Raw genomic sequence first — 14,651 nt, 5'->3', positions numbered from 1 at the left:
CGGCCGTCGTGGTGCCGTGCGCTAGTGCCGTGCGCCCGGGTCGGTGAAGGGGCCGGTGGGGGCGAAGGCGCGCTCCGCGAAGCGGCTGCCCATGCGCCGGTGGGTCGCGGCGTCCGGGTGGAGATCGTCGGGGAGCGGCAGTTCGGCGAAGTCCGCCTCGCCGTAGAGCTCGCGACCGTCCAGGTAGTGGAGGTTCGGGTCCTCGGCGGACCGTTGCTTCACGATGCGCGCCAGCTCCTCGCGGATGACGTTCAGCGTCAGCTTTCCGGAGGCGCGTTCCGCCGGATCGCCCGCGGCGCGGAACCGGAGCCTGCCCTCGCCGAGGGTGCTGAAGTCCGGGGCCGTGGGGCCGGGGGTGTCCTCGTGGATCGGGCACAGGATGGACGAGACGACCAGCAGGGGCGCGGTCGGATGCCCCTCGCGGATCGTGTCGAGGAACCCGTGCACGGCCGGGGTGAACGCGCGCAGCCGCATCAGGTCGTGGTTGACGAGGTTGATGCCGAACTTGACGCTGACCAGGTCAGCCGGGGTGTCCCGCATGGCCCGGGCGACGAACGGGTCGAGCAGGGCGCTGCCGCCGAAGCCCATGTTGACCAGGTCCACACCGCCGGCCGAGGCGGCCAGCGCCGGCCAGGTCGTGGAGGGACTTGCGGCGTCCGAGCCGTGGCTGACCGAGCTGCCGTGGTGCAGCCAGACCCGGCGGCCACCCGGCGGCACGGGCTCGACGGGGGCGTCGGTGCGCAGCGCGACGAGCTCGGTGAGCTCGTTGTACGGCAGCCAGATCTCGACGTCCTTCGCGCGGTCGGGCAGACCGCCGAACCGGACGGTGCCGACCGGGCCGCCGGTGAACTCCACGGATCCGGTGGTCATGTCGACCGTACGGACGTTGCCGCCGTCCACCCCCGCCCGGGCGGTGAGGCGGCCGTCGACGAGCAGGTCGTACGTGCCGTCGGGGCGGGGCGGGGCGCCCACGTAGGCCATCTTGGTGCGGAGCGTGTCGAGCTCGACGACGGTGGCCCGGGTGCGGAACACCAGCCGTACACCGGAGGGCTGGGCCTCCGCCATCGCCAGTTGCCCGTCGGCGTACTGCGCGCGGGCCCACGCGGGGAGCCGGTGCGGGAGCAGGCCGTGCTCGGTGCGCTCCAGGTCGAGCGCGCCGCGCAGGAGGTCTGCGGTGAGCGCGGTGGTGCGGGCTGCGGTGGTCGCGTCGGACGGCCCGGACGGGGATGTGTGCTGGTCGTTCATGGCCTCAGCCTGTCAAAGCGCGTCCCGGATCCGCACGTCACTTTCCGGAGCGATGGCCACGGCCACGGCTCCTGCCGCCGTCAGCCAGGTCAGGGCGTAGAGCCAGCCCCCGAGGACGTCCGTGGGCCAGTGCACGCCCAGGTAGATCCGGGTCAGGCCGACGGCCAGGGCCCAGCAGGCCGCCAGGGCCGCGTAGAACCGGGCGGCCTTCGGGGTAGCCGTGCGCCGTGCGGCCCAGGCCAGCAGCCCGGCGACCAGCGCCGAGGTGGCGGCGTGCCCGGAGGGGAAGGCGAAGCCGGTCGCGAGCGCGGCCCAGTCGGCCACGGGCGGACGCGGTCGCGCCACGCCGTACATGACGGCGTAGCGCACTCCCTGGGCGAGCAGCAGGAAGGCGAGCGCCCCCGCGGCCGCCGCCGCCCGGCGGCGCGTCCCCCGGCCCGCGATGAGCCCGGCGGCGACGGCGAGCCCGTACGGGACGGGTCCGCTGCCCGTCGCCGTGATCCCGCGAGCGAGGGCGACGGTGACGGCGGGGCGGTGCTGGACCGACCACCGGTGCCATTCCTCGTCGAGGCCGAACGGGGCGCCGTGCCGGGCCGCGACCAGGGCGGTCAGCAGGGCGAACAGGGCGGCGGACAACCCTGCGGCCAGCGCCCAACGGATCAACGCGAGCCTTCGTTCGGGGTGCGGCTGCCCCGCCTGCGGATCATTTCGAGGGCCAGTGGGGTGAGGGAGACGAGGGCGATGAGGGCGACGATCGGCAGCAGGTAGCGGTCGACGTCGGGTACGGAGGTGCCGAGCGCGTATCCGGCGAGGACGAGTCCGACGGTCCAGACGAGCCCGCCGGCGATCTGCCAGAGGGCGAAGACCCGGGCGGGCACGTCGAGTGCTCCGGCCAGCGGGTTCAGTACGGTGCGCACGATGGGGACGAAGCGGGCGAGCACGATCGCCTTGGCGTGTCCGTACCGGTCGAGGAGTTCTTCGGCCCGCTCGGCGCCCTCGTGGAGTTTGCGGCTGCGGCTGCGCGCCAGCAGGGCCCGCCCGCCGCGTCGGCCGATGAGGTAGCCCACCTGAGCCCCGAGCAGGGCCCCGGCCGACGCCGAGCACAGGACGAGGGGCAGCGAGAGGTGTACGGGGCCGTGCGTGCCCGGTACGCAGAACAGGCCGGCGGTGAAGAGGAGCGAGTCTCCGGGCAGGAAGAAGCCGATGAGGAGACCGGTCTCGGCGAACAGGACGACGGCGATGCCGAGCGTCCCGAAGGCGGCGAGGAGGGAACCGGCGTCCAGCAGGTTGACGGCCTGGGCGCCGGGCCCCTGCGCCGCAGCCGCAAGCGGGAGAGGGAAGGGGGCCATGGGGGACAACTCCCGTGCGGTGAGGGGACGGGAGTCGAGGAGGACACCCGACCGGCGACCGGCCACGGGTCCGTGGACGGTGCCCGGCACTGTAGACGATCGAGGTGCTCGCCGCGTTCTCCCCCGGCCGTCTCTTCCGGATCTTGTCGCTCAGGTACGAAAGAGACGGCCCGGGGCGGCCGGTCCACCGGTCGGCCCTGCGCGGCCTCGACGACACCGAGAGCGGATTGCGCAATCGCCCTCGTCGGCGTCCCTGAACGCCCGTGAGGGGCAACGTCACCCGATGTCGACCACGCGGGCCCAGGCGGGCGGGGTGTCGGGGACGTGGTCGGGGTCGTCCTCGTCCCATGAGCCCTGCCGGGGAAACAGGCCCACCACCGTGCGGCACGGCGGGCGGGTGGTGGGCCAGGGTGTCTGACCGTCGGTCAGGACCACGATGACGTCCGGCCGGGCCGCCGACCCCAGGGCCTTGGCGAAGCCCGTACGGAGATCCGTACCGCCGCCGCCCACCAGCGGGATGCCCTCGGCCCGGCACAGCGGGTGCGCGATCCGGGCCGCCGCGTCGCACGGCACCACCGTGACCAGGTCCCGCCGGCCGCCCACCGCACGGGAGATCGCGGCCACCTCCAGCAGCGCGCTGCCCAGTTCCGCGTCGCTGACCGACGCCGAGGTGTCGATGACCACGCAGACCCGGGGCGGCCTGCGCCGCAGGCTCGGCAGTACCGCGCCCGGCACCCCCGCCGAGCGCCGTGACGGACGGCCGTACGAGTAGTCCTCGCCCGCGCCGGAGCCGGAGGCCGCCGAGCGGACCGCCGCTCCCAGCAACTCCCGCCACGGCTGCGGCGGATGGAAGGCCTCCTCCGCCCACCGCTTCCACCCGCGCGGGGCACTGCCCGGACGGCCGGTGATGCCCTGCGCGACCCGGAACCGCACGGCGTCCCGTTCCTCTTCGCTCAGTCCGTGCGCGCCGTCCTCCCCGAGGTCCCACTGCCGCTCGAGCCCGTCGGCGCCGCTGCCGCAGTCCAGCCACGCCATGTGCCCGGTGGCCGGTCCGAGCCCGAACCGGCCCAGGTAGTCCTCCATGAGCTGCCCTTCGGGCAGTCCCACGGAGGCCGGCCGGACGGCGCCCTCGGGCCGGACCAGGCCGTCCCCGTACACGTCGTCGTTGATCTCGAAGTCCGCCGCGATGTTCATGCGCAGCCGTTCCGCCGGGCCGTGCAGCCCGCGCTCCCGCGCCACCCGGTCGCTCCGTCCGTGGTGGTCGCGCAGCAGGTGCGACACCTCGTGCACCCAAACGGCGGCCAGTTCCTCTTCCGACGTACGGTCCACGAACGACGGCGAGACGTAACAGCGCCAGTGCACGTCGACGGCCATGGTCGGCACCCGTCGCGATTCCACGGTGTGCAGGGCGAACAGGGCGGTCGCCAGGTAGGGCCGGACCCGGGCGGCGTGCAGCCGGGCGGCGAACAGCTTGTCGCGGTCCAGTGCTCCGGCGGCCACCGCCGCGCCCGCCGCGCCGCTCATCGGGTGCCGTTCGTCGCCGCCGCGGCGCGTGCCGTCGCACGGTCCGCCCGCCGTGACAGGGACACCGCACCGGCGAGCCGCTCGATCGCCTCCGGTACGTCCCACTCCTCGCGGCGCAGCGCGGCCAGCGACGTCGCCGGTACGACGACCAGGTCCGGGGCGCCCGTCTCCAGGGCCCGCGCCAGAAGCGCCCACGCCGCGTCCCAGCGGGCCTCCTCCGGACGCTTGCGTACCGCCTCCACCACCGCGTCGAGCACGGCCTGGCGCAGATCGCCCCGCTCGGGCAGGACGGCGGCCGCCGGGTCGGCGAGCAGTTCCTCGGGGTCGGGGAGGTCCATCCGGTCCATGCTCGCCAGCAGCTCCAGCCCGGGACCGTCCCCCACCGTGCCCCTGACCAGCAGGGAGAGTACGTCCCGGGAGGAGCCGGCCGCCGTGGCGAAGGCGATCAGGTGCAGGGTCATCTCCCAGCTCCGCGGCGACGGCCAGGGGCCGCCCCGCCGTGTCTCCCCGCTGGGCAGCCGGTGTACGAGCGTGGGGCGGGCGGCGAGCAGTCCGCACACCGCCCGGCGGGCGTGGTCCACCGCCCGGGGCAGCTGCGAAGGGTCGAGCCGCGGCAGCGTGGCCCGGGGCCAGGTCCCGCCGAGGCCCCGTACGACGACGTCGTGGTCGTGGGTCCACTGCAGGTGGACGAAGCGGTTGGCCAGCGGCGGGCTCAGCTCCCAGCCGTCGGCCGCCGAGGACCGCGGGTTGGCGGCGGCCACGATCCTGACGCCGGGCGGCAGTTGGAGCGCGCCGATCCGCCGTTCGAGCACGAGGCGGAGCAGGGCGGCCTGTACGGCAGGAGGGGCGGTGGACAGCTCGTCCAGGAACAGCAGCCCGCGGCCGGCCCGTACCAGGCGTACGGCCCAGTCCGGTGGGGCCATCGGCACGCCGTGCAGAGCGGGGTCGTCTCCGATGATCGGCAGGCCCGAGAAGTCGGACGGCTCGTGCACGCTGGCGATCACGGTGGTCAGCGGCAGGTCCAGGGAGGCCGCGAGCTGGGTGAGCGCCGCCGTCTTGCCGATGCCCGGCTCACCCCACAGGAGTACGGGCAGGTCGGCGGCCACGGCCAGGGTGAGGGCCTCCAGTTGGGTGTCGGGGCGCGGTTCGGTCGTGGCCTCGCGCAGCAGGGTGGACAGGGCGCCCGCGACGTCGAGTTGGGAGCGCGCGGTCGTGCCGGGAGGGGTGTCGGTGACGGCGGACGGGGCGTAGGGGGGCATGTTCGATCACCTTTTGGGGTTCGTGGAGCGTGCCGGGTCAGCGGCGGGGGTGCGAGCGGCGCTCGCGCGGAGGCCGGACGCCAGGGAGCAGATCGCCGGGGCGGGGTCTGGGCCGGGTGCCGGTCAGTTCGGCCCGGTACAGCCCGTATGTGATGCGGCGCCGCGCGGCCGCCTCGAGCTCGTCCCGCAGGGCGCCGTGGCGCAGCAGGGCGTGGGGGCCGAGCAGGCGCTCGACGACGGCCAGCGCGCCGGCGGTGTCGCCGTGGTCGAGGCGTTCGCGTACGCCGGCCAGGCAGTCGGGCCGGCGGTGTGCCGCGTCGATCGCCTGGAGGCAGGGCAGCGGGGTGCCGGTCAGGGCGACCAGCAGTTCCTCCCGCCGGATCTCGGCCGGATCGTGGTCGAGCGGGGCCAGTACCCCGTCGACCAGGCCGATCCGGTGCCGCGAGCCCCTGCACTCGACGAGGTGCGGCTGTCCCGCCCGGTCCGGGGCGTGGGACGGGCCGCTCGGAACGTGGTCGGGTACGAGTGCCGAGGCGACGAGCGGGTGCAGTCGAGCGGGCTCGATCGCCCCGGTGCGGAGCAGGTCCAGGTCGGGCAGGACCCAGGTCGCCGCATCGGGGAGGACCGGTGGCCCGGGGAGGCCGGAACCCGTGGCGGCCGGCGAGATCCGTGCCGCGGGCGGGCGGCCGTCGCCCTCTCCGACGAGCTCCAGGAGCAGTCGGCGCCGGGACCCGAGCCGCACGGTGACGGCACGGGTGGAACACCCCTCGGCGTCGAGCAGGGTCGCCGCCTCGGCCGCCCAGCGGTCGACGGCGCAGTGATGCCCCGTCGGCACGAGTCCCGTCGGCACGGGTCCCGCCGGCGCGGGTCCCGCCGGATCAACTCCCGCCGGATCAACTCCTGGCGGAGCAAGTCCCCTCGGATCAAGGCCGGTCCCGGACCGGGTCCGCAGCTCGCCGGTGCGGCGCGCGTCCCAGAGGTGGCGGTGCAGGTCGAGTCGGAACCTCGGATCGGGGTGGGGATGCGGGTGGCGGCGGGCACCGGGCTCGTCGCGGGACCCGGCCCACAGCCCGAGGCCGATCCGCTGGCCGGCGTCGGCCCAAGCCGGCGGGGTCCGGGCCACGAGGTGTACCGGACCCGCGCCGTCGGCCCGGTCGTACCGGGCCAGGGTGAAGGTCAGGCCCGGGCGCAGCAGCCCGTCGGGAGCGATCCTCGGCATGTGCCAGCGCAGCAGGTCGGGGGCCAAGTGGCGCAGGTCCGAACGGAGTCGGCCGGCGAGTTCGCGCCCGTGGGTGCGCGCCACGGAACGCGGGTGGAGGTCCACGTCGATGCCCGCGGCGGCGCAGGCCCCGGCCCAGTCCCCCGCGAGGCGGCGGGCGGTGGCGGTCTCGATCATGGAGGGCGGCACGGCGAACTCGCGCACGCGCGGCCAAAAGGAAGGGCGGGGGGATCCGTCCGCGGTGTCGGTGAGCATCAGCACTCACCTTGCGCGGACAGGACCCCCGTTTCGTCAGCGGTCTGAGTGATCATCGCGATGACCATAACGCCGGCCGGTTCGATCTGCCAGGCGTTTTACCGGCTGCCGTGCCCGCCCTCCGGTCCACCCGGTGCGCCGTGCTGGCCGTACGGGTTGCGGACCCGGAAGCGGACGGTGTCGCTGCGACGGTCGAACCACAGGCTGGTGGAGCCGCCGGCGCCGTCCCGGTCGAGTTCGTGCGACCGGATCCACTGCGGGTCCCGCGGCCCCTGGCCCTTCAGCGGCTTCTCGAACCACGAGGAGAACTCACCGGCAGGCCCCTCGGAGACGAAGGTGTGGGCCGCGGTGAGCTCGGCGAGCTTCCCCGGTGCCAGCCGGGCGAGGCCCGAGATCACCAGCTCCGGCGAAGGCAGGCCCCGGTCGTCGGCGTCCCGGCTGCTCACCCACTTGGCGTCGGTGAGCGGACCCAGCGCCGGGAGGGCCTGCTCCAGCGGTGCGGTGTCGGTGTGCCAGTCGCCCTCGGGCCCGCTCGTCACCCGGCTCAGGGCCCACCGGGCGGGCAGGACCACCAGCCCCGCCCCGATGCCGATCCCGACCCCGACCCCGATCAGCTTCCGCCGTTCCAACGCGATCCCCCCTCAAGCCCGGACTCGGGGCACCCTATCCGCCCCGGCCCCTCACCCGGACCTCCCGCCCAACACCACCACGCACCCGCCCGGGTGCGACTCAGGTCGCAGGATCCACCAGACCCGAGGGGGACGCCCCGGTCGTGGTGGCCCCGGACCATGGCGACGTGAATGCGATGAACGCGCACCTGCAATTGTCCCTCTGGGAAGTCCTCCTCACACTGAGCGCCGCCGGGCTGGTGTCGGCGCGGTGGCTCGCGCCCCGCCCCCGACGCCCGGTCACCCTCGCCGCGGCGGGCATGGCCGTGCTGTCCGGCGCCGTTCTCGGCGTGACCGGGCTGCGCTGGCAGATGGTGCCGGTGCTGCTGGGCGCCGCCGTCGCGCTGCCGTTCGCCGTGGGGCCGCTCCTGCGGCGGACGGCGCGCAGGGCTCCGTGGTGGCTGGCACTGCCCGGTACGGTGGCTTGCCTCGGGCTGATCGCCGCGGGTCCGGCGGCGTCGTGGGCCCTGCCCACCCCGGTGTTCCCCGAGCCGACGGGCCGGTTCGCCGTCGGCACCAGTGTCCTGGAGCTGACCGACCCGGATCGCCCCGAGAGCGCCACCCCGGCGCCCGACGACCGGCGTACGGTCGTCGCCCAGTTCTGGTATCCCGCGCGCAAGCCCCCCGCGGGCTCGCGCCGCGCCCCCTACCTCGGACGCACACAACCCGAGGCGCGCACGGTCGCCGAAGCCCTGGCGGACTACGCCGGCCTTCCCGGGTTCCTGCTGGACGGTCTCCCGCGCGCCCGTACGCATGCGGCGTACGGCCTGCCCGTGGCCGACGGCGGAGACCGGTTCCCGGTCGTGCTGTTCTCCCCCGGCCTGGGCGGTGTGCGCGCCCAGAACACGTCCTGGGCGGAGGAGTTGGCCAGCCACGGCTACGTGGTCGTCGGCCTCGACCACCCCTACGACTCGGCCGCGGTCGTGCTCGCCGACGGACGCACGATCCGTACGGAGGTCTCCGCGACGGGCGACGACGCCGAGGACGAGAGGCGGGCCGCCGGCTGGACCGCGGTCCGCGCCGCCGATCTGAGCTTCGTACGGGCCCAGTTGGGCCGCGTGCACAGCGGTGAGATCGCCGGCCCGCTCACCGGGCACCTCGACACCGCCCGCGTCGCGGTGACCGGCCACTCCCTCGGCGGCGGAGCGGCCCTCCAAGCCGCGTATCAGAACCCGGAGTTCGCCGCCGTCATCGACCTGGACGGCTTCCCGCACGACCCGTCCCCGCAGCCCTTCCGCCAGCCGGCGCTCGCGGTCACGCAGGCCATCGGTCCGGAGACCGACCCCGACTACCTCCCCCGCCTCACCCACGTGCTCGGCCTCAGCAGTGCCACGGCCTACCGCCTCACCGTGCCCGGAACCGCCCACCTCACCTTCACCGACGCCCCGTTGTACCTGCCGCCCCTCCCCTCGCTCGTCGGCTCCCTGGACCGGACGGCGGGCCCGCGCATCACCGCCGCCGCCAGTCTCGCCTTCCTCGACGCCACCCTGCGTGACGGCCGGGGCGACCCGGCCGCCGCCCTGTCGGCGTACGGCACCCTCTCCGTCCTGCGCCCCGGCGGTCCCTGAGGGCGCCAAGTCCACTGCGTGAACAGTCGGTTGAACTTCCGGGTGAGCCGGGCGGGCCGTGCATATGCTCCCTCCGTACGTCGTACGGCAGTACCTCGAAACGTAAGGGGACCGCTTCGTGAGTGTCCGCATCCAACCCTCCTCCCAGGTCGACGAGAGCGCCCAGCTCGGGGACGGGACCACGATCTGGGATCTGGCGCAGGTCCGGGAGGACGCGCGTCTCGGGCGCGACTGCATCGTCGGGCGGGGGGCGTACGTCGGACCCGGCGTACGGATCGGCGACAGCGTCAAGCTCCAGAACTACGCGCTCGTCTACGAACCCGCGGTACTCGGCGACGGGGTGTTCATCGGGCCGGCCGCCGTCCTCACCAACGATTTCTACCCGCGGGCCGTCGACCCGGACGGCAAGCAGAAGCGCGGCGGCGACTGGGAGGCCGCCGGTGTCGTGGTGGCCGAGGGGGCCTCGCTGGGGGCCCGGTCGGTGTGCGTGGCAGGGGTGCGGATCGGACGGTGGGCGCTGGTCGCAGCCGGCGCGGTCGTGTCCCGGGACGTACCGGACTTCGCACTGGTCGCAGGGGTACCCGCGCGTCGCATCGGCTGGGTGGGACGGGCCGGCGTGCGCCTGGTGGAAGTCGAGGGCCGGCCCGGCGTGTGGGAGTGCCCGCGCACCGGCGCACTGCACGAGGAGAAGGACGGAACGCTGGCCGAAACACCGGACAAGCGGAACTGACGGTACGTCGGTAATTTAGGTCAGCGGCATTTCCGCAAAACCGCAATCAACGAACATCCTTGGGCATACCTTGTCCCTGTACACGGGATCTGAGCAGGCAACAGGCTTTGTTCAGTGGGGGGTTGTACACGACGAGGGCATCGCGGACCAAGTGACGACCGGACGGCGCGCAACGCGCCGGCCCGGCGCCGCCGTTCGCGCGTGCTCCGGTCCGGGGCATCGCTGGGGGGATCCAGTGGGCGGCCTCGGACGGTTCGTGCCATCGGGGGGAATCACACCGCCGGCACGTGCGCCGTCATGCGCGAACTCCTCCACCGAACGACGACCGCCGGGTCTGTCCTAGGAGCGATTCAGAGGGGGTAGGTGTGTTGGAGCCCAACAGCTCGGACATGCGAAGTGCGCGCAGCACACGGGGAGCCGGGGTGGGGACCCGGTGACCGCGACACGAGCAGCACGATTAGAAGCACTGGCCCACGAGGACCCGTCGCTGCACGCGCTCGCCGAGCGGCTGCTCGCGCTGGCCGAGGCGGGACTGCCCGAGATGTACCTGCCGGGCGCCGACACCTTCGTGTTCACCCGGGCCGGCACGGTCACCTCCGACGGCGTCCGCCGTATGGAGTCACGCGGCACCAGCACCCGGTACGCGGCCATCACCGCGCTGGGGGCACGGTTCCTGCCCGAGGACCGGCAGCGCGCCCTGTTCGGCGGTCACAGCGTCGAGGAGTACGCCGGTCTGCTGGTGGAGCGGCTGCCTTCGGTGACGAACCTCGGCGACGCGGCGCTCATCGCCTGGGCGGCCGCCGAGACCGGCCACCCGAAGCTGGCGGACGCCCTCGCGCGGGTGGCCGTCCTGGACGTCCCCGGACGGCCGCAGTACACGGTCGAGGCGGCCTGGGTGCTCTCCGCCCTCGCCGCGGCCCGTGCCTCGCTGGACGTCGAGGACCGGCTGACGGTCGCCCGCGACCGGCTGCTGGCGGCCAAGGAGGCCGGCAGCCCGCTCTTCCCGCACGCCACCGGTCCGGGGCTGGTCCCCGGATACCGCTCGCACGTGGCCTGCTTCGCCGACCAGACCTATCCGCTCCAGGCGCTGGCCCGGCTGCACGCCAGCGGCCCGGACCCGCAGGCCCTCGCGGCCGCCGACGCCTGTGCCGCCCGGATCTGCGAGCTCCAGGGGGACGGCGGACAGTGGTGGTGGCACTACGACGCCCGCACGGGCGGCGTGGTGGAGGGCTACCCCGTCTACAGCGTGCACCAGCACGCCATGGCACCGACCGCACTGTTCGACCTCGCCGAGGCGGGCGGCACCGACTTCGGCGGCGCCATCCGCCGGGGGCTGCGCTGGATGACGGACGTGCCCGAGATCAGCGGGCCCGACGGCACTCCGCGCGAGCCCATGATCGTCGAGAAGTACGGGGTCACCTGGCGCAAGGTCTACCGGGGCGACCCCGCCAAGGCCGTCCGCGCCGCCCGCGGGCTCACCACCAAGGTGGCCCCGCAGGCCCGGCTGACCCCGCTCGACCGGGTCTTCCGCCCCGACGTGATCGACCGCGAGTGCAGGCCGTACGAGTTCGGCTGGCTGCTCCACGCGTGGCTCGGGGGGCAGGAGAGATGACCCGACCACAGAACCGGCAGGACCGGCGGAGCCGGCCCACCCGCCAGACCCTCTTCGGGGTCACCCTCGACGCCCTGACCATGGACGAGACGGTGCAGCGCTGCCTCGACGCGGTGAAGCGCGGCGAACAGATCGAGATCGGCATGGTCAACGCCGCCAAGCTGGTCAACATGCGGCGCGACCCCCGCCTCGCGGCGGCGGTCTCCGGCTGCGACCTCGTCCTGGCCGACGGCCAGGCCGTGGTCTGGGCCGGCCGGGTCCTCGGGGTCCGGCTGCCCGAACGGGTCGCGGGAATCGACCTGTTCATGCGGCTGCTGGCGGCCGCCGAGGCGGAAGGCGTACCCGTCTACCTGCTCGGCGCCCGGCAGGAGGTATTGGAGCTGATGCTCGGCCGGATCGCGGAACGCTTCCCGGCGCTGCGCGTGGCCGGCAGCCGCAACGGCTACTTCGAGGACGCCGACCAGCCGGCGATCGCCGACGCCGTCGCCCGGAGCGGGGCCCGGCTGCTCTTCCTCGGCATGACCTCGCCCAAGAAGGAGATCTTCACCGCCGGCTACGGCGAGCGCACCGGCGCCCACGTCGTGCACGGCGTCGGCGGCTCCTTCGACATCCTGGCCGGCATCACGAAGCGGGCCCCCGCGGTCTGGCAGCGCGTGGGCCTCGAATGGTTCTACCGCGCCCTCCAGGAGCCGCGCCGCCTCGGCAAGCGCTACCTCACCACCAACACCGCCTTCCTGCTCATGACGGTGCGCGAGCTCATCCGCCGTACGCCGTCGGCACTGCCGCCCGCCACATCGTCTGCCGGTTCCGCGAACAGGAGTCACTGATGCGCGTCGTCGTCGTGGGACAGGGATACGTCGGCCTCCCGCTGGCCATCAGGGCCGCCGAGGTAGGACACCAAGTGATCGGGTACGACGTGGACGCCCGGCGGGTCAAGAGCCTCGCCGCCGGCGAGTCGTACGTGGAGGACGTCTCCTCCGAACGGCTGACCCGGGCGCTGGAGCGCGGCGCGTACCAGCCCAGTGAACTGGCGCGCGACTGCGGCGGCTTCGACGTCGCGGTCGTCACCGTGCCGACCCCGTTACAGGACGGTGCCCCCGACCTGCGCTACATCGAGGAGTCGGCGCACACGCTGGCCCGCTTCCTGCGGCCCGGCGCGACCGTGATCCTCGAGTCCACCACCTACCCCGGCACCACCGAGGAACTGTTCGGCCCGATCCTGGAGGACGGCTCGGGCCTCACCGCCGGAGCCGACTTCCACCTCGGCTACAGCCCCGAGCGGATCGACCCCGGCAACACCGTCTGGGGCTTCCAGCAGACGCCCAAGGTCGTCTCCGGAGTGGACGCCCGCTCGCTCAAGGCCGTCGAGGCCTTCTACGCGGACCTCGTCGACAAGACGGTGCCGGTGAGCTCGCCCAAGGAGGCCGAGCTCGCGAAGCTGCTGGAGAACACCTTCCGGCACGTGAACATCGCCCTGGTCAACGAGATAGCGATGTTCGCCCGCCACCTCGACATCGACGTGTGGCAGGCCATCGAGGCGGCCTCCAGCAAGCCCTTCGGCTTCATGAAGTTCACCCCCGGCCCCGGGGTCGGCGGCCACTGCCTGCCGATCGACCCCTCCTACCTGTCCTGGCGGGTCCAGCGCGAGCTCGGCCAGAGCTTCCGCTTCGTCGAGCTGGCCAACGACATCAACAGCCACATGCCCGAGTACGTGGCGCGCCGCGTCATGGACGCGCTGAACACCAAGCGCCGCTCCGTCAACGGCTCGAAGATCCTGCTGCTGGGGCTGGCGTACAAGAAGAACACCGGCGACGCCCGCGAATCGCCCTCGGTGCGCGTCTCCCAGCTGCTCCTGGACATGGGCGCCAGGGTGCGCGCGGCCGACCCCCACGTGGTGGAGGGCCTCAAGGTCGACTCCCGCCTCGTGCGGGTCGAACCGACCCGCAAGGAGCTGGCGGCGGCCGACGTGGTCGTCCTGCTCACCGACCACGACGCCTTCGACTACGCCATGGTCACCGAGCACGCCTCGTTCGTACTCGACTGCCGCAACCGGCTCTCCGGACCCACCGTGGAGGTGCTCTGACACCATGCCCAGGATCATCTGCGTGGCCGGGGCACGGCCCAACTACATGAAGATCAAACCGGTGATGGACGCCCTGGAGCGCCGCGGCGCCGAGGTCGTCCTCGTCCACACCGGACAGCACTACGACGAGTCCATGAACGACGTCTTCTTCCGCGACCTGGGCATCCGTCCGCCCGACCGGTACCTGGGTGCCGGATCCGGTACGCACGCCCAGCAGACCGGCCGGGTGATGGCGGCCTTCGAGCCGCTGCTGGACGAACTGGTTCCGGACGCCGTGGTGGTGGTCGGGGACATCAACTCCACGCTGGCCTGCGCCCTGGTCACCGCCAAGGCCGGCCCGCTCCTGGCCCACGTGGAGGCGGGTCTGCGCAGCCGGGACTGGGGCATGCCCGAGGAGGTCAACCGGGTCGCCACCGACCGCGTCAGCGACTACCTGCTGGCCCCTTCCCCCGACGCGGCCGCGAACCTGCGGGCGGAGGGGTACCGGGAGGACCAGATCCACGTCGTCGGCAACGTCATGATCGACACCCTGCTCGCCAACCTGGACCGGGCCCGGGCCTCGGACGTCCTGGACCGGTACGGGCTCACCCGGGGCGGGTACGGCCTGGTCACCCTGCACCGGCCGGCCAACGTGGACGATCCCGCCGCCCTGCGCGGCCTGCTCAAGGCGCTGGGCGAGATCGCCGGCCGCTGCCCGCTGCTGCTGCCCGTGCACCCGCGGGCGGCGCGGCGGCTGGAGGAGATCGGAGTCCCCGGCGGGATCCGGATGGTTCCGGCCGCCGGGTACCTGGACTTCATCGCGCTCCAGGACGCCGCACGCGTGGTGCTGACCGACTCGGGCGGCGTCCAGGAGGAGACCACGGCGCTGGGCGTGCCCTGCGTGACCCTGCGCGAGAACACCGAGCGGCCGATCACCGTCGAGGAGGGCACCAACGTCCTCGCGGGGACCGACCCGGAGCGCGTCACGGCGGTGGTGAACCGGGTGCTGGACGATCCGCCGGCGCCGCGCTGCCCCGAACTCTGGGACGGCCGGGCGAGCGAGCGCATCGCACACGTCCTGCTGGAGGGCGGGGCGGCGGGGACGCGGCTGCGGCCCACCGACCTCGCCCGGTAACCACGGCGACGACGCACCACCGCAC

Annotated in this window: 13 protein-coding genes; 6 read left to right on the top strand and 7 right to left on the bottom strand. The window is 73.8% G+C overall.

The features are described 5' to 3' along the window. Positions 1 to 21: 21 nt before the first annotated feature. The 7 genes from K7B10_RS35765 to K7B10_RS35735 form a co-directional block, all read right to left on the bottom strand. Positions 22 to 1,245, bottom strand: a complete 1,224-nt coding sequence (locus K7B10_RS35765; RefSeq protein ID WP_229343132.1) for a GDSL-type esterase/lipase family protein — start codon at positions 1,243 to 1,245, stop codon at positions 22 to 24. Between the two features lie 12 nt (positions 1,246 to 1,257). Beyond that, the gene (locus tag K7B10_RS35760) at positions 1,258 to 1,908 is read right to left on the bottom strand and encodes a phosphatase PAP2 family protein (protein ID WP_229343130.1); all 651 of its coding nucleotides are present in this window, start codon (positions 1,906 to 1,908) and stop codon (positions 1,258 to 1,260) included. Further along, positions 1,905 to 2,594, bottom strand: coding sequence for a DedA family protein (locus tag K7B10_RS35755; RefSeq protein ID WP_229343128.1), 690 nt, complete (start codon positions 2,592 to 2,594; stop codon positions 1,905 to 1,907). Before K7B10_RS35755 ends, K7B10_RS35760 begins: the two co-directional genes overlap by 4 nt. A 276-nt stretch (positions 2,595 to 2,870) precedes the next feature. After that, positions 2,871 to 4,118, bottom strand: a complete 1,248-nt coding sequence (locus tag K7B10_RS35750) for a vWA domain-containing protein (protein ID WP_229343126.1) — start codon at positions 4,116 to 4,118, stop codon at positions 2,871 to 2,873. Beyond that, positions 4,115 to 5,377, bottom strand: a complete 1,263-nt coding sequence (locus K7B10_RS35745) for an AAA family ATPase (protein WP_229343124.1) — start codon at positions 5,375 to 5,377, stop codon at positions 4,115 to 4,117. Before K7B10_RS35745 ends, K7B10_RS35750 begins: the two co-directional genes overlap by 4 nt. Before the next feature lie 37 nt (positions 5,378 to 5,414). Beyond that, on the bottom strand, positions 5,415 to 6,851 hold the full coding sequence (locus K7B10_RS35740; protein WP_229343122.1) for a hypothetical protein: 1,437 nt from the start codon (positions 6,849 to 6,851) through the stop codon (positions 5,415 to 5,417). A 98-nt stretch (positions 6,852 to 6,949) separates the two neighbouring features. Next, a complete protein-coding gene (locus K7B10_RS35735; RefSeq protein WP_229343120.1) occupies positions 6,950 to 7,480 on the bottom strand; it encodes a hypothetical protein in 531 nt (176 codons plus the stop codon). 176 nt (positions 7,481 to 7,656) lie between these two features. On the opposite strand from K7B10_RS35735, the gene K7B10_RS35730 reads away from it, so the two are divergent. The 6 genes from K7B10_RS35730 to wecB all read left to right on the top strand — a co-directional run bounded on the left by K7B10_RS35730 (position 7,657) and on the right by wecB (position 14,626). Further along, positions 7,657 to 9,087 (top strand): alpha/beta hydrolase family protein, encoded by a 1,431-nt coding sequence (locus K7B10_RS35730; RefSeq protein ID WP_229345681.1) that lies wholly within the window; start codon positions 7,657 to 7,659, stop codon positions 9,085 to 9,087. Positions 9,088 to 9,205: 118 nt separating this feature from the next. After that, positions 9,206 to 9,817 (top strand): acyltransferase, encoded by a 612-nt coding sequence (locus K7B10_RS35720; RefSeq protein ID WP_308284665.1) that lies wholly within the window; start codon positions 9,206 to 9,208, stop codon positions 9,815 to 9,817. Between the two features lie 433 nt (positions 9,818 to 10,250). Beyond that, positions 10,251 to 11,429 (top strand): hypothetical protein, encoded by a 1,179-nt coding sequence (locus K7B10_RS35715; protein ID WP_229343118.1) that lies wholly within the window; start codon positions 10,251 to 10,253, stop codon positions 11,427 to 11,429. Continuing rightward, positions 11,426 to 12,256, top strand: coding sequence for a WecB/TagA/CpsF family glycosyltransferase (locus K7B10_RS35710; protein WP_229343116.1), 831 nt, complete (start codon positions 11,426 to 11,428; stop codon positions 12,254 to 12,256). Before K7B10_RS35715 ends, K7B10_RS35710 begins: the two co-directional genes overlap by 4 nt. Continuing rightward, the gene (locus K7B10_RS35705) at positions 12,256 to 13,512 is read left to right on the top strand and encodes a nucleotide sugar dehydrogenase (RefSeq protein ID WP_229343114.1); all 1,257 of its coding nucleotides are present in this window, start codon (positions 12,256 to 12,258) and stop codon (positions 13,510 to 13,512) included. Before K7B10_RS35710 ends, K7B10_RS35705 begins: the two co-directional genes overlap by 1 nt. 4 nt (positions 13,513 to 13,516) lie before the next feature. After that, positions 13,517 to 14,626 (top strand): non-hydrolyzing UDP-N-acetylglucosamine 2-epimerase, encoded by a 1,110-nt coding sequence (wecB, locus tag K7B10_RS35700; protein ID WP_229343112.1) that lies wholly within the window; start codon positions 13,517 to 13,519, stop codon positions 14,624 to 14,626. The last annotated feature ends 25 nt before the right edge of the window (positions 14,627 to 14,651 follow it).

This window comes from Streptomyces flavotricini (assembly GCF_020639365.1).
GTDB lineage: Bacteria > Actinomycetota > Actinomycetes > Streptomycetales > Streptomycetaceae > Streptomyces > Streptomyces flavotricini.
This window is presented reverse-complemented; position numbering and strand designations above follow the sequence as displayed.

Excerpts from the sequence above, each read along its gene's own strand:
- K7B10_RS35765 (WP_229343132.1), bottom strand. The coding sequence starts at position 1,245 with ATGAACGACCAGCACACATCCCCGTCCGGGCCGTCCGACGCGACCACC.
- K7B10_RS35755 (WP_229343128.1), bottom strand. The coding sequence starts at position 2,594 with ATGGCCCCCTTCCCTCTCCCGCTTGCGGCTGCGGCGCAGGGGCCCGGC.
- K7B10_RS35750 (WP_229343126.1), bottom strand. The coding sequence starts at position 4,118 with ATGAGCGGCGCGGCGGGCGCGGCGGTGGCCGCCGGAGCACTGGACCGC.
- K7B10_RS35745 (WP_229343124.1), bottom strand. The coding sequence starts at position 5,377 with ATGCCCCCCTACGCCCCGTCCGCCGTCACCGACACCCCTCCCGGCACG.
- K7B10_RS35740 (WP_229343122.1), bottom strand. The coding sequence starts at position 6,851 with ATGCTCACCGACACCGCGGACGGATCCCCCCGCCCTTCCTTTTGGCCG.
- K7B10_RS35730 (WP_229345681.1), top strand. The coding sequence starts at position 7,657 with ATGAACGCGCACCTGCAATTGTCCCTCTGGGAAGTCCTCCTCACACTG.
- K7B10_RS35710 (WP_229343116.1), top strand. The coding sequence starts at position 11,426 with ATGACCCGACCACAGAACCGGCAGGACCGGCGGAGCCGGCCCACCCGC.
- K7B10_RS35705 (WP_229343114.1), top strand. The coding sequence starts at position 12,256 with ATGCGCGTCGTCGTCGTGGGACAGGGATACGTCGGCCTCCCGCTGGCC.
- wecB (WP_229343112.1), top strand. The coding sequence starts at position 13,517 with ATGCCCAGGATCATCTGCGTGGCCGGGGCACGGCCCAACTACATGAAG.